General features: G+C 41.7%; 14 protein-coding genes and 1 tRNA gene. 5 read left to right on the forward strand and 10 right to left on the reverse strand.

Translation table 11 applies throughout. The features are described from left to right. The first annotated feature begins 2 nt into the window (after positions 1 to 2). Positions 3 to 980 (forward strand): type II restriction endonuclease, encoded by a 978-nt coding sequence (locus AC6IZ0_RS09465; RefSeq protein WP_497725892.1) that lies wholly within the window; start codon positions 3 to 5, stop codon positions 978 to 980. Between the two features lie 217 nt (positions 981 to 1,197). On the opposite strand, the gene AC6IZ0_RS09470 is transcribed toward AC6IZ0_RS09465, so the two are convergent. The 5 genes from AC6IZ0_RS09470 to psbZ all read right to left on the reverse strand — a co-directional run bounded on the left by AC6IZ0_RS09470 (position 1,198) and on the right by psbZ (position 4,240). Continuing rightward, positions 1,198 to 2,463 (reverse strand): glutamate-5-semialdehyde dehydrogenase, encoded by a 1,266-nt coding sequence (locus AC6IZ0_RS09470; RefSeq protein WP_497725893.1) that lies wholly within the window; start codon positions 2,461 to 2,463, stop codon positions 1,198 to 1,200. 4 nt (positions 2,464 to 2,467) lie between these two features. Further along, on the reverse strand, positions 2,468 to 2,875 hold the full coding sequence (locus AC6IZ0_RS09475) for a hypothetical protein (protein ID WP_271733214.1): 408 nt from the start codon (positions 2,873 to 2,875) through the stop codon (positions 2,468 to 2,470). A 242-nt stretch (positions 2,876 to 3,117) separates the two neighbouring features. Further along, positions 3,118 to 3,189 (reverse strand) — tRNA-Gly (locus AC6IZ0_RS09480). Positions 3,190 to 3,301: 112 nt separating this feature from the next. Further along, complete coding sequence (ribH, locus tag AC6IZ0_RS09485) at positions 3,302 to 3,883, reverse strand: 6,7-dimethyl-8-ribityllumazine synthase (protein WP_271733213.1); 582 nt, start codon at positions 3,881 to 3,883, stop codon at positions 3,302 to 3,304. 168 nt (positions 3,884 to 4,051) lie between these two features. Next, positions 4,052 to 4,240, reverse strand: a complete 189-nt coding sequence (gene psbZ, locus AC6IZ0_RS09490; protein ID WP_271733212.1) for a photosystem II reaction center protein PsbZ — start codon at positions 4,238 to 4,240, stop codon at positions 4,052 to 4,054. A gap of 176 nt (positions 4,241 to 4,416) precedes the next feature. Here psbZ and AC6IZ0_RS09495 point away from each other — a divergent pair, with 176 nt between their 5' ends. The 4 genes from AC6IZ0_RS09495 to AC6IZ0_RS09510 all read left to right on the forward strand — a co-directional run bounded on the left by AC6IZ0_RS09495 (position 4,417) and on the right by AC6IZ0_RS09510 (position 9,697). Beyond that, entirely contained in the window at positions 4,417 to 7,113 is a 2,697-nt protein-coding gene (locus AC6IZ0_RS09495; RefSeq protein WP_497725894.1) for a CBS domain-containing protein, read from the forward strand. Positions 7,114 to 7,206: 93 nt separating this feature from the next. Beyond that, complete coding sequence (locus AC6IZ0_RS09500; protein ID WP_497723226.1) at positions 7,207 to 7,458, forward strand: hypothetical protein; 252 nt, start codon at positions 7,207 to 7,209, stop codon at positions 7,456 to 7,458. Positions 7,459 to 7,601: 143 nt separating this feature from the next. Further along, positions 7,602 to 8,132 (forward strand): IS607 family transposase, encoded by a 531-nt coding sequence (locus AC6IZ0_RS09505; protein ID WP_497726032.1) that lies wholly within the window; start codon positions 7,602 to 7,604, stop codon positions 8,130 to 8,132. Positions 8,133 to 8,461: 329 nt separating this feature from the next. Then, positions 8,462 to 9,697 carry an RNA-guided endonuclease InsQ/TnpB family protein gene (locus AC6IZ0_RS09510; protein WP_497725895.1) on the forward strand — a complete coding sequence of 412 codons (1,236 nt, stop codon included), beginning with the start codon at positions 8,462 to 8,464 and terminating at the stop codon, positions 9,695 to 9,697. A gap of 103 nt (positions 9,698 to 9,800) precedes the next feature. Here the strand turns inward: AC6IZ0_RS09510 and AC6IZ0_RS09515 are convergent, their stop codons facing one another. The 5 genes from AC6IZ0_RS09515 to AC6IZ0_RS09535 all read right to left on the reverse strand — a co-directional run bounded on the left by AC6IZ0_RS09515 (position 9,801) and on the right by AC6IZ0_RS09535 (position 15,094). Continuing rightward, positions 9,801 to 10,421: a group II intron maturase-specific domain-containing protein gene (locus AC6IZ0_RS09515; RefSeq protein WP_497725896.1), complete on the reverse strand. Its 621-nt coding sequence runs from the start codon at positions 10,419 to 10,421 to the stop codon at positions 9,801 to 9,803. A gap of 271 nt (positions 10,422 to 10,692) precedes the next feature. Continuing rightward, positions 10,693 to 11,772, reverse strand: a complete 1,080-nt coding sequence (locus tag AC6IZ0_RS09520; RefSeq protein ID WP_497725897.1) for a reverse transcriptase domain-containing protein — start codon at positions 11,770 to 11,772, stop codon at positions 10,693 to 10,695. Between the two features lie 527 nt (positions 11,773 to 12,299). Continuing rightward, a complete protein-coding gene (locus AC6IZ0_RS09525) occupies positions 12,300 to 13,040 on the reverse strand; it encodes a group II intron maturase-specific domain-containing protein (RefSeq protein ID WP_497725898.1) in 741 nt (246 codons plus the stop codon). 79 nt (positions 13,041 to 13,119) lie between these two features. After that, positions 13,120 to 14,079, reverse strand: coding sequence for a reverse transcriptase domain-containing protein (locus AC6IZ0_RS09530; RefSeq protein ID WP_497725900.1), 960 nt, complete (start codon positions 14,077 to 14,079; stop codon positions 13,120 to 13,122). A 688-nt stretch (positions 14,080 to 14,767) separates the two neighbouring features. Beyond that, a complete protein-coding gene (locus tag AC6IZ0_RS09535) occupies positions 14,768 to 15,094 on the reverse strand; it encodes an RNA-guided endonuclease InsQ/TnpB family protein (protein ID WP_497726033.1) in 327 nt (108 codons plus the stop codon). Positions 15,095 to 15,210: the final 116 nt, after the last annotated feature.

The following is a 15,210-nucleotide window of genomic DNA, read 5'->3' on the forward strand; positions in this document are numbered from 1 at the left end:
CTATGAATGCTTATCATAATCATCTTCAGTCTAGTGACGATCTTGTCACAACCTATGAAGCAACTCGTGCGGGCTTTGTAGCACTTACCCTTGAGAAGAATCGACGGGCTAGCCCGTATGTTGCAGAAGCAAGGGCACTTCAAGAAGCAGCAAATCTGGCTAAAAGTCCTGCTGACTTATTACACATTCATGGTATCGACATGGGATTATTGACCGCGGCAGGATTGTCTGATAAGTCTCTTGCTTATTTGACACCAGAAGATAAAATTGATGCGATTAATGGTTTAGTCAAAAACTTTCTGGAGCCAGCAGGTGCAAACTTTGTAGAAGAATTAGTGTTTAGATTTCTCTTGACTCGTGGCGATACGCTTGGAGGCTCGATGCGTAATGTTGGTGGAGCTTTGGCACAAAGAAAACTAACTCGTACTATTCTTTCAACTCTTACAATTGCAGGTCAAAGATATCACTGGCAGCATTCAAGAACAAAAAAGTGGATAGGGATGACAAACGATGACGCAGAAATTGAATTATCTTTACGCGGACTCAGTTGGGAGAGTGATCTGGGTAGGCGTACACTTATCTATAACCTAAATATTCCCTTGGTTAAAAGTAATGTAGATATCTGTTTGTTCGACCTTGCTCCAGAAGCACTACCCGCTAATAAATCTCACAATATTAAAATTAAACGTGTTCAACTTGAGCCTTACACAATCGCATTGGGCGAACTCAAGGGTGGAATTGATCCAGCCGGTGCTGACGAGCATTGGAAAACAGCACAAGCGGCACTCAATCGTATACGACAATCATTCGCGGATGCTGGTCATTTATTACCACTTACATTTTTTGTAGGGGCAGCGATTGAGAGAAGGATGGCTACCGAAATTTGGAAGCAATTAGAAAGCCAGACGCTCAGTAATGCTGCCAACTTAAATGAGGAGAACCAAGTTGCATCTATTTCTCGTTGGCTATGTAGTTTGTAGAAGCAACAGCTAGCTAACAATTCGTGGTAGGGAACGGTCGAAAGCCGTTTGTGGTGAGTCCAAGGTTATCTGCCCCCGCTTATGAATATCTACCGCTAAATAGGTTTTCGCAAATCCCCCACCACCTCAGGGTTTAACTGGTGGATACCAGTTTCTCAATGTGACTAAGGGAACTCCACAACTGGGGTAAAATACAGCTTGACTTCTCTGTTCACTTCTAAAACCGCCCATTACCCTGAATAATATGTTTAGCAGTAGTTAAAGTTTCTAGGCTAACAAACCCCCTGCGGTGTCCTTTTTGGTTAGACATACCCAGAAATACTGAATCTCCACGGGAAGGGTTACGAGAAAACCGGGGGGAAGTGTTGATGTAGGTGGAGGCGCTATTCACCCCCAAGGCAAACTGGCGACTTTCTTGATAGGATTCCGTGGCAATACAGTCAGCGTGTCCGCTACTATATTGATTAATCCAAGCGATCGCATCTTCTAAAGTGTCTACCAGTTTAAATGATACGGTTTTTGTTAAATAAGCGCTCCCCCATTCACCTGCTTTGACCGGTTGTAGGTGGGGAAACTCTGCTACCAGTTCTTCATCTCCTTTAATTTGAAAGCCTTTTTCTTGCAAGCTGTTCCACAGAACTGCTAAAGATGATGGCAAAGCCTGGCGATGAATTAATACTTTTTCTATGGCGTTTACTGGGTCTGGTTCGCTTTCGTGGCTATCTATAATCATCCAGCGTACCATCTCTAAGCTGCTATTCACAGACCAGTAAAGGTAACAGTTACCCATTGCTGACTTTAACACTGGACAAGTTGACTGCCGCATTACCTGCTGGACTAAGCTAAAACGTCCGTAGGGTATGACTAAGTTCACATATTTGTCTTGGGTGACTAAATCTCGCATGGAAGCACCGTGTTCTGCCTTAATCAGTTCCACACAACCAGAGGGTAAACCAACTTCCTCAATGGCGCTTTGCAAGACATTGGCTATGGCCTGGTTGGAATGACTCGCCTCTGTACTGCCTTTGAGTATAATACTATTACCAGTTTTGATACATAAACCGGCGGCGATCGCCCCTAAATCAGGAAAAGCCTCATAAATAAATCCAATCACTCCCAAAGGCATTAACTGAGTGTAACTTTGAGAATCTTCTAGTTGATAGTTAGCAGTTCTGACTCGCCGTAAGGGGTCGGAAATTTCTCCTAACCTTTGCATAATTTCTACTGCTGCTTCTAACCTAGTGGGAGTCAGCTTTAGCCAATCTAAAATCAACTCTGGTACAGCCATTTCTTTGCTGGCTTCTAAATCCAAAGTGTTGGCTTCTAAAATGTCGTCAAAGGAATTTGCTAGCGCCTGAGCCATTGCCAACACAGCCCGACTGCGGTCTAATCCCTTGGTATACCCTAAGTTAAGGGAAGCTTGATAAGCGCGTTTAGCGCTATTAATAGGTTCAGGGTAATCATCCAAAACTTCAACAGTCATTGAATTAACGTCTGTAAGTAAGCCAGACCATCAGTGCTGGCAGAATAGCCAACAGTACAGCTACTATTGCCCAAGCAATAATTCTAGAACTATTTGCCAATTGCAGTGCTAATGGTAACCATATAATCACTAGCACGAAAATAATCCCTAATGCTATAGGTAGATAGCTTTGTCTCATCTGAGTAGGCACAACACGCCAACTATTTCCCGTCCAGTACCAGGCTCGCTGGTAGGGATAGCTAGTTGGAAGTTGTTCTAGGATATGTCCATTATCTTGCACTACAAAGATTTGTTGACAGCGATCGCAACCAAATGCTTCTGTAAGTGTAATTGGAACTAACTGTCCTTTGCGACGGCACGGACAGATATATTCCCCATTCAAGTCAATTTTTTCGGGTTTTTGAGATGGCACAAGCGTTCTAATAACTTGAGCGTGTGTTTCTTGTTGTGAAGAGAATACCTTCCCTAAATAGTTTGGGGTTTGGTTCCCCTATATAAATGCCCAGCAGATGGTAGATCATGCTGCCATTCCAATAGCGAGACTATATCATGTGTAGTACACCCATAAAATACAAGTTGACTACACCCCAAACTCTCTAACTCAATGTAAATGCTCTTAGTATATATATTAACTTAGAGTTTTTACTTTTTACAAGCGGGTAACGCGATTCGAACGCGCGACATTCACCTTGGCAAGGTGACGCTCTACCACTGAGCTATACCCGCAATCTCCATCTTTTATCTATATTCTCAGATATATTTTTATTTGTCAACCCCCAATTTTGCCAGTTTTCCCTCTCCTGGACAAGGAGAGGAGCGGAGCCACTCAGAACCAGTCTCAGCCTACTTCTTTTGACTCTGCGGCTAAACTGCCCAAACTTGGACTAGAAAAAGATCCTGGTAAAGACTGGCCATTCTGGGGGGATAACTCTGTGAGACTAGACCGCAATTGTCGCATCAGGTTAGCCATTTCCAGAGCGTTCATGGCATAATCCCAACCATGATTGCCTTTAATACCCGCCCGCTCTAAAGCTTGCTGCATGGTATCCACCGTCAAAATGCCAAAAATTACCGGCACACCAGTTTGGAAGCTAGCGGCTGCAATCCCCTTAGAAACTTCAGCAGATACATAATCAAAATGAGGCGTTTGTCCCCTAATCACAGCACCTAGACAAATTACCGCATCATAACGATGGGAAAGAGCGAGCTGGCGTGCTACTAGAGGTACTTCAAAACTTCCCGGAACCCAAACATAGTCTACCTGACTACCATAGGGGTCCGGGTCTACACCGTGGCGTTTCAAGCAATCTTGACAACCCTCTAACAGCTTCCCGGTAACAAGGTCGTTGAATCGAGCCACAACCACTGCTAAATGTAACGGTTCGGCTGGTGGAGCAAAAGTTCCCTCAAAAACTGCCATGACTGCCTCTTAATCAACTATACTCTGGCCAATATACATTTCTTCTTTCAATGCTCAAGAGCAGGAGAGCACAGTTATGTAAATAGAACAAGATAACAGGAAAATCTTGTTCTTGGCTCTTCTGCTCCGGCGCTATGCTATTTTGGCGAAATAGACCTCAGCGATCGCTTAAACTACAAAAAAGTTTAATATACCCACTAAAATCACCAAAGCAAACCAGACTCCGGAACCAACCCAGAGCAGTTTTTTTGATTCTACCCAACTTTGCGGAGTAGCATAGGCCACAGGAACCCCAATTACTAACACAAAAGATGTGAGAACTAAAGATATCAGAGCGAATTGAAATATTATAGTCATTTTTGCTTCTCCCAAAACAGCGGAATACTAAAGATACAATATCCTAAAGGGTGACCCAACAGTTTTTACTCATATGTTAAGCTAGCAGAAATTGCGTCACCATACTCATTAGGAACTAAATTCTAGTTGGTCGTGAGCAATCCCTCACCGCCAATGAATATTTCCCACACAGGACTATGGACTTAATTCTTTGTCACACCACGGCTGATTTCGATGCCTTGGCAGCTGCGGTAGGTTTGAGCTGTTTATTGCCTGGGAGCAAGATTGTACTTAGCGGTGGCGCACATCCCCCCGTGAGAGATTTTTTAGCATTGCACCGGGACGAGTATCCCATCATGGAGAGACGTTCAGTCATTCCCGAAGAAATTCGTTCTTTGAGAGTCGTTGACACACAACATCGCGATCGCCTGGGTAAAGCCGCCGAATGGTTAGAATTATCCAACATAGAAGAAATCATAGTTTATGATCATCACCTCAGTCAACAGCTAACTATTCCGGCCACACAATCCCACATTGAACCAGTGGGAGCCTGTACGACCTTAATTGTGGAAGAGTTGCAAAAACAAGAAATTGCCCTTACACCAGTCCAAGCCACAGTCATGGCTTTAGGTATTCATGTAGATACTGGCTCATTAACATTTGAAAGTGCCACACCCAGAGATGCTTTAGCTTTAGCTTGGTTAATGCAACAAGGAGCCAGAGCATCAGTAATTTCAACTTATCTTGACCCTGGGTTATCGCCTCAACTACAACAGCTATTAACTGAAGCCCTGGAAAACTTAGAGTATTTTGATTTACTAGGATATAAAATCGCCTGGGTGACCATAAAAACAGATAATTTTGTACCAGGACTATCAAGTTTAGCTTCAGAGCTTGTAGAATTAACCCAAATAGATGCCTTACTACTGGCAAACGAATATACCCACAAAGAAGGCGACTTGCGTTTAACAATCATTGGTAGGTCGCAAATTCCCGGCGTAAATCTCAATCTCCTATTTCACATATTCGGCGGTGGTGGACATTCTCAAGCCGCATCCCTAAGTCTGCGCCAAGGAAATACACAAGAAATATTACAACAACTCCTAGAAGGCATCAAAACCTCAATTCCCCATCCTCCCACAGCCAGAGACTTAATGTCTTCCCCAGTCCGGACAATTAGACCGGAAACCACAATTTCCCAAGCACAAAGAATTTTATTACGTTATGGACATTCTGGTTTATCTGTAGTTGATACCCAAGGAAAACTCGTGGGAATTATCTCACGACGGGATATAGATATTGCCCTACACCACGGATTTAGTCATGCACCAGTCAAAGCCTACATGACAACTAAAGTTAAAAGCATCACACCAGACACCATCCTGCCAGAAATTCAAGCCCAAATGGTAACCTATGATATTGGACGCTTACCAGTATTAGAAAACGGGCAATTAGTGGGAATTGTCACCCGTACCAACGTACTGAGGGAATTACATCAAGCCGAAGCGGAAAATAAATTCCCCATCACCAATTCCTTCAAAACTAACTTGAATACAGAATTACAAAATCGCCTAGCGCCGCAGCTGTGGGAATTACTCAGCGTAGCATCCCAAGCAGCGGAAAAACGCGGTTGGCATCTTTACTTAGTAGGTGGTGCGGTGCGAGACTTACTGTTAGCAGAATCAGCCGCAGGGACATTAATGATTACAGATATAGACCTTGTAGTTGATGGCTTTCACCAAGCAGCAGATGTTGGCGCTGGTGTAGAACTAGCCAAAGCACTACAGAAAATTTACTCAGGGGCGCGGCTAGAAATTCATGGTGCTTTTCAGACCGCGGCCTTATTGTGGCACAAAGACCCAGAACTAAACTCATTGTGGATGGACATCGCCACAGCTAGAACAGAATTTTATCCTTACCCAGCTGCAAATCCGGAAGTTGAAGCTAGTTCCATTCGTCAAGACTTGTATCGCCGTGACTTTACCATTAACGCCCTGGTTGTGCGGCTGACCTCCCCTCGTCCTGGGGAATTACTGGATTTCTGCGGTGGTTTGATAGATTTACAAGCCAAGCAAATTCGGGTATTACACCCCAACAGCTTTATTGAAGACCCTACGCGCATTTATCGCGGTGTACGGTTTGCTGTCCGCTTTGGATTTGAAATAGAAGCCCAAACAAAAGACTTTATCAAGTATGCCATTAACAGTGGGGTTTACGATCGCACAGCCCAAACCAACATCAAAACCCCAGCCCTACAGACTCGACTCAAAGCCGAGTTAAAATATATTCTCCAAGCCCCCTATGGTAAATCAGCCTTACAACTACTCAATGAATTAGGGGCGTTGCAATGTATCCATCCTACCCTGAAATTAGATAAATCACTTGTGCAGCAATTGCGATTGTTAGAAGCCTGTTTAAGACGATTTGACCCGCAAAACCACCTCATCCCCTGGGAGATGCGCCTAGAAGCCCTAATCGCCCATTTAGAACCACAATATCGAGTCAAGGTAGCCACAAATCTGCACCTACCAGAAGATGGTATTCAACGCTTGCAAAACTTAGCTACAGCCCAAACACAGGTGATGGAATTATTGCCAACTTGTCAGCGTCCCAGTCAAATAGTGCAGTTACTGCGACAGTATGATTTACCCATGCTGATTTTAACCGCTTTGCAAACAGACCGAACCCTCAGACGGCAGATATGGGGTTATTTGCAAGTTTTAGTGAACGTGCAGCCTCTACTCAATGGTAATGATTTAAAGAAATTAGGCTACAAACCCGGGCCGCAATATCGGCAAATATTAGATGATTTACTTGCTGCTACTGTGGATGGAGTGATTAAAGACACAGCCGATGCAGAAAATTTTTTAGCCCAGCACTATCCTGCTATATAAATCCTAGACAAGTCTTCAATAATTTAATGAATTTATAGTCATTTATGTACATTTGTAGTATAATATAATTATGAATGTACGATCATTAAATGAATGAAACTATCTGATTATGCAAAAAAGGTAGGGATAAGTTATAGAACTGCGTGGCGTTGGTACAAATCCGGCGTAATCACAGGTTATCAACAACCTACAGGAACCATAATTATTAATCTACCTGAAACTAACCAAAACCCTAAGAGGGTGTTTGAAAAGTCCCTCATGGTGTATCAAATATTTTTAGATCCCCCTAAATCCCCCTTGAGAAGGGGGACTTTGACTCTAGTTCCCCCCTTGAGAAGGGGATAAAAAATATTTAGCGATCGCGCTATTTCCAAGATTGGGGACTTTGACTCTAGTTCCCCCCTTGAGAAGGGGGGTTAGGGGGGATCAAGAAGTGTCTAAAATCACCTTATAAAACTTATCAAACATCCTCTAACAAAGTTGTAGCTATCTACTGCCGTGTTTCTGATAATGGTTCAAAAGACAACTTAGAAAGACAAGCTGAAAGGTTAACCCAATATGCTACAGCTAGGGGGTACACAATATATAAAGTTGTTAAAGAAATCGGCAGTGGGTTAAATGACAACCGCAAACAGTTGTCAAAGCTTCTAAAAGACGATAAGTATAATATTCTTCTGGCCGAACACCCTGATAGAGTAGCAAGGTTTGGTTTGAACTATTTAAGAGGATGTTTGGAAAGTATTAAACAGGTAATTTTTATCTTAGGGAACAGGGAACAGGGAACAGGGAACAGGGAATGGGGAATGGGGAATGGGGAATGGGGAATGGGGAATGAGGAATGGGGAATGGGGAACCGAAACAATCAAATCCAATCCCCTCCCCTTACAAGGCTATTCATTACCCACATTTTTCTTAACAATCTTGAAACATTTATGTGGCAACGGTTTCAACGATTGAAAATTTCCCTACTCTTGACAAAATGTACCTTATTCTTCTTGATAAAACCCTTATTTTATTGAGAATCATCAACGGAGGATTAAGGTTTGGGGGTTTGTGAGCGATCGCTCTCACGAATGTTAAGAAAGATCCGGGTAATGGATAGCCTTACAAGGGGAGGGTTAGGGTGGGGTCAAACAATAGTTGATACACTAATCATACCTTTTAAAACATCCTCTAAAGATTCTTCTTAATAAACTAGGTAAAGAGTTGGAAATTGTTAATCAAGCTACTGAAGGTAGAGATGAACTAATGCAAGATATAGTATCGATAATATACTCGTTTAGTGCAAGGATGTATGGGTTAAGAAGAGCAAAGAGAAGGACAGAACGTATCACTCAGGAGTTACAAAATGAATCTGATTGAGCGTCATGTTATTAAACCAAGTCACCCAGCATACAAAGAAATAGATGAACTTTGCTTTAAATCGAAGAACCTATACAATGCTGTTAACTTCATAGTTAGACAGGAATACATTCATAACAACAAGCATATTAATTATGCGGGAGCCTATCACCTAATCAAAGAATCTGTTGATTATAAAGCTTTGCCAGCAAAGGTAAGTTGTCAAATCATTAAATTAGTTGATAGATGCTGGCTTTCATATTTTGCAGCTATTAGTTCTTTTACGACCAACCCTGATAAGTTCAAAGGTCGGCCTAGACTACCTGGATATAAACATAAAACAAAAGGTCGTTGTGTGGTCATTTACCCGGCACAGGGTATTAGCAAAAAAGGGTTAAAAAAAGGGTTATTACAACCTTCAGGTACAAATATATCTATTTCAACTGCTATTCAAAATAAAGTTAAAGAACTTAGATTAGTACCTAAAAGTGGATTCTATGTAGTAGAGGCTGTTTATGAAAAGAATGAAGTAGTCACAGTTAGGAATCAATATATTGCAGCTATCGATTTGGGGCTTAATAACCTGGCCACCATAGCTTCAAACAAAAAAGGCTTTCAGCCGTTGATTATTAATGGTCGCCCATTAAAGTCAACCAATCAATTCTTTAATAAACAAAAAGCCCAACTCCAATCGAAGCTTCAAACTCAAGACCCCAATAGATACACCTCCAACAAAATATCCAATCTTCTCACCAAAAGAGATAGTAAAGTTGATACCTATCTACACCAAGCTAGTAGAACCATTATTAATTACCTTCTACAAAATCAGATTGATACTTTGGTGATTGGTAACAACAAGCAGTGGAAGCAGGATATTAATATTGGTAAGCGTAACAATAAAAATTTTGTTCAGATACCGCACTATAAATTTATCCAGCAGTTGGTTTATAAAGCTAACTTAGCTGGCGTTAAAGTTATTATCAACGAAGAAAGTTATACCTCTAAGGCTAGTTTTCTTGACCTTGATAATATCCCGGAGTACCAAAAAGGGGCAGAACTTGTATTTAGTGGTAGAAGAGTAGCTCGTGGGTTGTATAAAGCTTCCAATGGAAGGTTAATAAACGCTGATTTAAATGGGGCGTACAACATATTAAGAAAAGCAGTCCTGAACGCTTTTGCAGACGGGATAGAGGGGTTAGGAGTAACTCCAATCAGGTTTACCCCTGGTAAAGTGACTTTGTAGATTTGTCTATAATTTCACAAACTCTAAACATTCATTTCTTACTTCGATGGGAGCATGGGAGCGCTTAATTAAACTAAGCCGGTCGGTCACCCAACCGGCTCGTCTACAAAACCGTACGTGAAACTTTCGCTTCATACGGCTCCTCAGTGATATGGTTCTTGTCATGAATACCTACAAGACTTCCATCAGTGGATGTCTTCTTGTCATGGCAATGTCTGTGTAATAATTGTAGGTTCTTATGTTCATCTTTTCCACCTTTGGAGAGGGGTAAGATGTGGTCTACTTCCATTACATCACCTTCCCTAAAGTAATGCCCACATTCTGGACATTTACCCTTTTGCCTTTTGAGTAGAGTTGCTACTCTTTTGTCGGCTTCGGGATGGTTTGTCATTCTTGAACTCCAGTACACCCAATCACCATCAAATGGTGAGGCGTTGCCTATAACCTTGACGTGGCGTACAATAGGAGTCTCTGAGTGTCTATGCAGTTTGATGAATTTATCATCCATCTTTGCTGCAAACTCCCAATTATTCTCTCCGATTGTATGCCAGTATTTTTTGGCTATCCATTTATCAGTTTTATTGGCGTGTCGGCGCTTTGCCCATCTGTGTAGTCGCTGGTAAATCTGAGTTTCAATTTTACTGAAAATTTCTTTACTTACTACTGATGAGTAGTAATTACACCATCCCTTGATTATAGGGTTGAGTTTACTTATCAATCCCAATTGTGGTGTTGGTAAGTTTCTTTTAATGGTGTCCGAAACCTTTTCGTAATGATTCTTAACAGATTTCTTTGATGGGGTGATGATGGTTTTAAAGCCTAGTGTTTCTTTGTTAGTATGGTTCTTCAGTACCTAATATGCTAAATTGTTTTGATAAAATCCGAAAAGGCTTACCGTATAAAGGAAATAATGTTGGTTATTGAAGAAAATGCCTGAATATTCCTTCTTAATCTCTGTTCCCTGTTCCCTGTTCCCTGTTCCCTCGAACCAGTTGTTAAATTAGCATAACAAGTACGGTAGAGCCGTTAGTATTTAATCCTGAGTTGTATTTACCAACTGGGTGTTGTCTAACATTGAACCCAAGAAAATCAAATCCTGGTTTTTCTGATTGATGTTCATACAAGGTATGAGCCACTCTGGTCTTGCTAGGTTTTAATTCCAATCCCATTTCATTCAGCCATTTGACTAAGATTTCCCTGCATTGCTTAATAACTGTTAGTTTTTCATGCAGGATGACAAAATCATCCGCATATCTAATGATTGATATTGCTTTAGCCTTTTTCTCTCTAGAGCCTTTACCTGGTATATTTGAGACATATTCTTTGAGAATTTCCTCCATACCGTGTAAGGCTATATTTGCCAGGATAGGGGATATGACACCACCTTGTGGTGTACCTTCTTCTGTAGAAAACAGGACTTTGCTATCAACCACACCTGCTTTCAACCATGCCTTAATTTGACGGCGTAGTTTAGAGTAGGTGTTCAGTTTCTTTAACAATGCTTGATGATTAATCTTGTCAAAACATTTAGCGATATCAGCATCTAATACAAATTTGGATTTTTGTTTAATAGACTTGAATATTGCTTGTATGGCATCATGACATGAGCGTCCTGGTCTAAATCCGTATGAATTAGGTTCAAACTTTGCTTCCCATTCTGGCTCTAAAGCTAGTTTGACAAGCGCTTGTAATGCCCTATCATACATTGTAGGTATTCCGAGTGGTCTTTTCTCATCCCTTCCCGGTTTGTCAATCCAAACTCTTCTGGTTGGTTTGGGTTTAGACCCTAGTTTTAACTCTTCTACCAATTCCAATCTTTCGCTAGGAGATAAAGCTTTCACTCCATCAATCCCGGCGGTTTTCTTTCCTTGGTTATCCTGAGTTACCCTACGTGTTGCCAAAGATTTGGCTGTCCAAGACTTCATCAGCACCTTTTGGAGTCCGCGAACTACCTTGACATCACCACGGGCTGAGGCTTGATAAATTCGTTTTTGGATTTTGTATACACGACGTTCTAACTGTTTCCAGTTAATCGTGTTCCATTCTACCGTAGTCTTTACACTCGTTTTAGACATAATTCCTACTTGAGACTTTATCATCCATATCACCGTGAATCTGTCAGCATATCTTAGGCATTACCCTAAGCGTTCGCTTCTGACTCAATCTTCCCCGCTTGTAGCATCCGGTTAGCACCTACTTTTAGATTCGACCTTCTAAAAGAGCTAACAAGGGGTTACTTCGTTCCGTGTGTCCATTCTGTGTACCTTTAGAGTGATGCTTTACGCCGGGTTTATCGGAAGTGCTGAACGGTCTAGAGGAAAATAGCCGTTTCCTTATCCCTTACCTTTTGGTTCCAACCTGTCAGCCTGATTTGGCTGGTTGCTTGTAACGACGCTTTAAACACATCTTCAACTTTCGTTTTACTCATGGGTACTTTGCTCGGCGTGTACCAGGTTAGGCTCCCAGTAAGAACGCCTTTTCCTCGGTGCTTTACGGATTGATGGCTAGTCGCTACCGTAAGGAGGATGCTGTCACCCTTGCACCTAGGGGGTGGGATTCTCACCCAATTAAACTAAGCCGGTCAGTCACCCAACCGACTCGTCTACAAAACCGTACGTGAAACTTTCGCTTCATACGGCTCCTCAATGATATGGTTCTTGTCATGAATACCTACAAGACTTCCATCATTGGCTGTCTTTCTATCGTGGCAATGTCTGTGTAATAGTTGTAGATTCTTATATTCATCTTTTCCACCTTTGGAGAGGGGTAAGATGTGGTCTACTTCCATTACATCACCGTCCCTAAAGTAATGCCCACATTCTGGACATTTACCCTTTTGCCTCTTAAGTAGGGTCGCTACTCTTTTATTGGCTTCGGGATGGTTTGTCATTCTTGAACTCCAGTATACCCAATCACCATCAAATGGCGAAGCGTTACCTTTAACCTTAACATGACGCACAATGGGAGTCTCTGGGTGTCTATACAGTTTAATGAACTTATCATCCATCTTTACTGCAAATTCCCAGTTATTGCCTCCGATTGTATGCCAGTATTTATTGGCTATCCATTTCCCGGATTTATTGGGGTGTCGGTGCTTTGCCCATCTGTAGAGTCCTCGGTGAACCTGATTAGAGATACTATTGAAGATTTCTTTACTTACTACCGATGAGTAGTAATTACACCATCCCCTAATAATAGGGTTAAGACTCCTTATCAGTCCCAATTGTGGTACTGGTAAATGTCTTTTAATGGTGCTAGAAATCTTTTCATAATGATTCTTAACAGATTTCTTGGATGGGGTGATGATGGTTTTAAATCCTAATATTTCCTTCTTTGTGTTCAATCCTGAGTTGTATTTACCAACCGGGGATTGCCTTACGTTGAATCCCAGAAAATCAAATCCAGGTTTTTCTGATTGGTGTTCATACTAAAGTATGAGCCAATCTGGTCTTACTAGGTTTTAATTCCAGTCCCATTTCATTTAGCCATTTGACTAGGATTTCCCTGCATTGTTCAATAACTGTTAGATTTTCATGCAGGATTACAAAATCATCCGCATATCTAATGATTGATATTGCTTTAGCCTTCTTCTCTCTAGAGCCTTTACCTGATAATTCTGAAACAAATTCTTTAAGAATTTCTTCCATACCGTGTAAGGCTATATTTGCTAACAGAGGGGATATGACACCTCCTTGCGGTGTACCTTCTTCTGTAGAAAATAGGACTTTGCTATCAACCACACCTGCTTTTAACCACGCTTTGATTTGACGACGTAGTTTAGGGTAGGTGTTCAGTTTCTTTAACAATGCTTGATGGTTAATCTTGTCAAAACAATTAGCGATATCAGCATCTAATACAAATTTGGGTTTGTATCTGATAGCATTAAATATTGCTGCCATGGCATCATGACATGAGCGCCCTGGTCTGAATCCATATGAGTTAGGCTCAAACTTGGCTTCCCATTCTGGCTCTAAGGCTAGTTTGACAAGCGACTGTAAAGCCCTATCATAGATTGTAGGTATTCCTAGTGGTCTTTTCTCATCCCTTCCAGGTTTGTCTATCCAAACTCTTCTGGTTGGTCTGGGTTTAGACCCTAGTTTTAACTCTTCTACCAATTCCAGTCTTTTGCTGGGTGATAAAGCTTTCACCCCATCAACTCCGGCGGTTTTCTTTCCTTGGTTGTCTTGAGTTACCCTACGTGTAGCCAAAGCTTTGGCTGACCAAGACTTCATCAGCACCTTTTGGAGTCCACGAACCACCTTGACATCACCACGGGCTGAGGCTTGATAAATTCGTTTTTGGATTTTGTAAACGCGACGTTCTAACTGTTTCCAGTTAATCGTGTTCCATTCTACCGTAGTCTTTACACTCGTTTTAGACATAATTCCTACTTGAGACTTTATCTTCCATATCACCGTGAATCTGTCAGCATATCTTAGGCATTACCCTAAGCGTTCGCTTCTGACTCAATCTGACCCACTTGCAGCATCCGGTTAGCACCTACTTTTAGATTCGACCTTCTAAAAGAGCTAACAAGGGGTTACTTCGTTCCGTGTGTCCATTCTGTGTACCTTTAGAGTGATGCTTTACGCCGGGTTTCTCGGAAGTGCTTAACGGTCTGTCCACGACAGCCGTCTCCTTATCCTTTACCTTTTGGTTCCAGCCTGTCAGCCTTATTTGGCTGGTTCTGTGTAACGACGCTTCAGACACATCTTAGGAAATCTTACTCATGGGTACTTTGCTTGACGTGTACCAAGTTAGGCTCTCAGTAGGAACGCCTTTTCTCCGGTGCTTTACGGATTGATGGCTAGTCGCTACCGTAAGGGAGATGCTGTCACCCTTGCACCTAGGGGGTGGGATTTTCACCCACATGAACACGAACGGTTATAAGAATCTGGTTTTTACCAGTCTTACCTCTCATCCCTGAGCATAAATGCTCCCGATCGAGAGAACGAGTCGCACCATGAACACGAACGGTTATAAGAGTCTGGTTTTTACCCAGTCTTACCTTCCGTCCCTGAGCATTTCTACTCATTTAGGAAGAACGAATCACACTCCCTCAGTAAGCTTTCAAGGTTTAGCCAACCTCGATAAGTTAATTGCTGCGTTTAAATCCCTGTCCATTGAATGACCACAACTTCCACAGTTGTAAATTCTTTCTTTTAGTGGCATATCTTGGATATGCCCACAATTTGAACAGGTTTTGCTTGAAGGGTAAAATCTATCAGCAATTATAATTTCACCACCAAACTTTTTAGCTTTGTACTCTAACTGGCGCTTAAATTCATAAAAACCACAATCAGCGATTACTTGAGCTAAGTGATTTGAAATCATCCCAGAAACATTTAAATCTTCTACTACTATTTTTGCGTGGTTTTTGCATAAGAAAGTAGTGATTTGGTGAAGAGTATTTTTTCTAAGATGCGATCGCCGATCTTGTAGGGTGCGTTAATGAAATGTAACGCACCTTATCTAATGTTCAAAATTCGTGCGTTACGCTGACTGAATGCTCA

Source organism: Anabaenopsis sp. NIES-4685 (assembly GCF_059725405.1).

Excerpts from the sequence above, each read along its gene's own strand:
- AC6IZ0_RS09520 (WP_497725897.1), bottom strand. The coding sequence starts at position 11,772 with ATGTCTAAAACGAGTGTAAAGACTACGGTAGAATGGAACACGATTAAC.
- ribH (WP_271733213.1), bottom strand. The coding sequence starts at position 3,883 with ATGGCAGTTTTTGAGGGAACTTTTGCTCCACCAGCCGAACCGTTACAT.
- AC6IZ0_RS09500 (WP_497723226.1), top strand. The coding sequence starts at position 7,207 with ATGAAACTATCTGATTATGCAAAAAAGGTAGGGATAAGTTATAGAACT.
- AC6IZ0_RS09495 (WP_497725894.1), top strand. The coding sequence starts at position 4,417 with ATGGACTTAATTCTTTGTCACACCACGGCTGATTTCGATGCCTTGGCA.
- AC6IZ0_RS09470 (WP_497725893.1), bottom strand. The coding sequence starts at position 2,463 with ATGACTGTTGAAGTTTTGGATGATTACCCTGAACCTATTAATAGCGCT.
- AC6IZ0_RS09465 (WP_497725892.1), top strand. The coding sequence starts at position 3 with ATGAATGCTTATCATAATCATCTTCAGTCTAGTGACGATCTTGTCACA.
- AC6IZ0_RS09530 (WP_497725900.1), bottom strand. The coding sequence starts at position 14,079 with ATGTCTAAAACGAGTGTAAAGACTACGGTAGAATGGAACACGATTAAC.
- AC6IZ0_RS09510 (WP_497725895.1), top strand. The coding sequence starts at position 8,462 with ATGAATCTGATTGAGCGTCATGTTATTAAACCAAGTCACCCAGCATAC.
- psbZ (WP_271733212.1), bottom strand. The coding sequence starts at position 4,240 with ATGACTATAATATTTCAATTCGCTCTGATATCTTTAGTTCTCACATCT.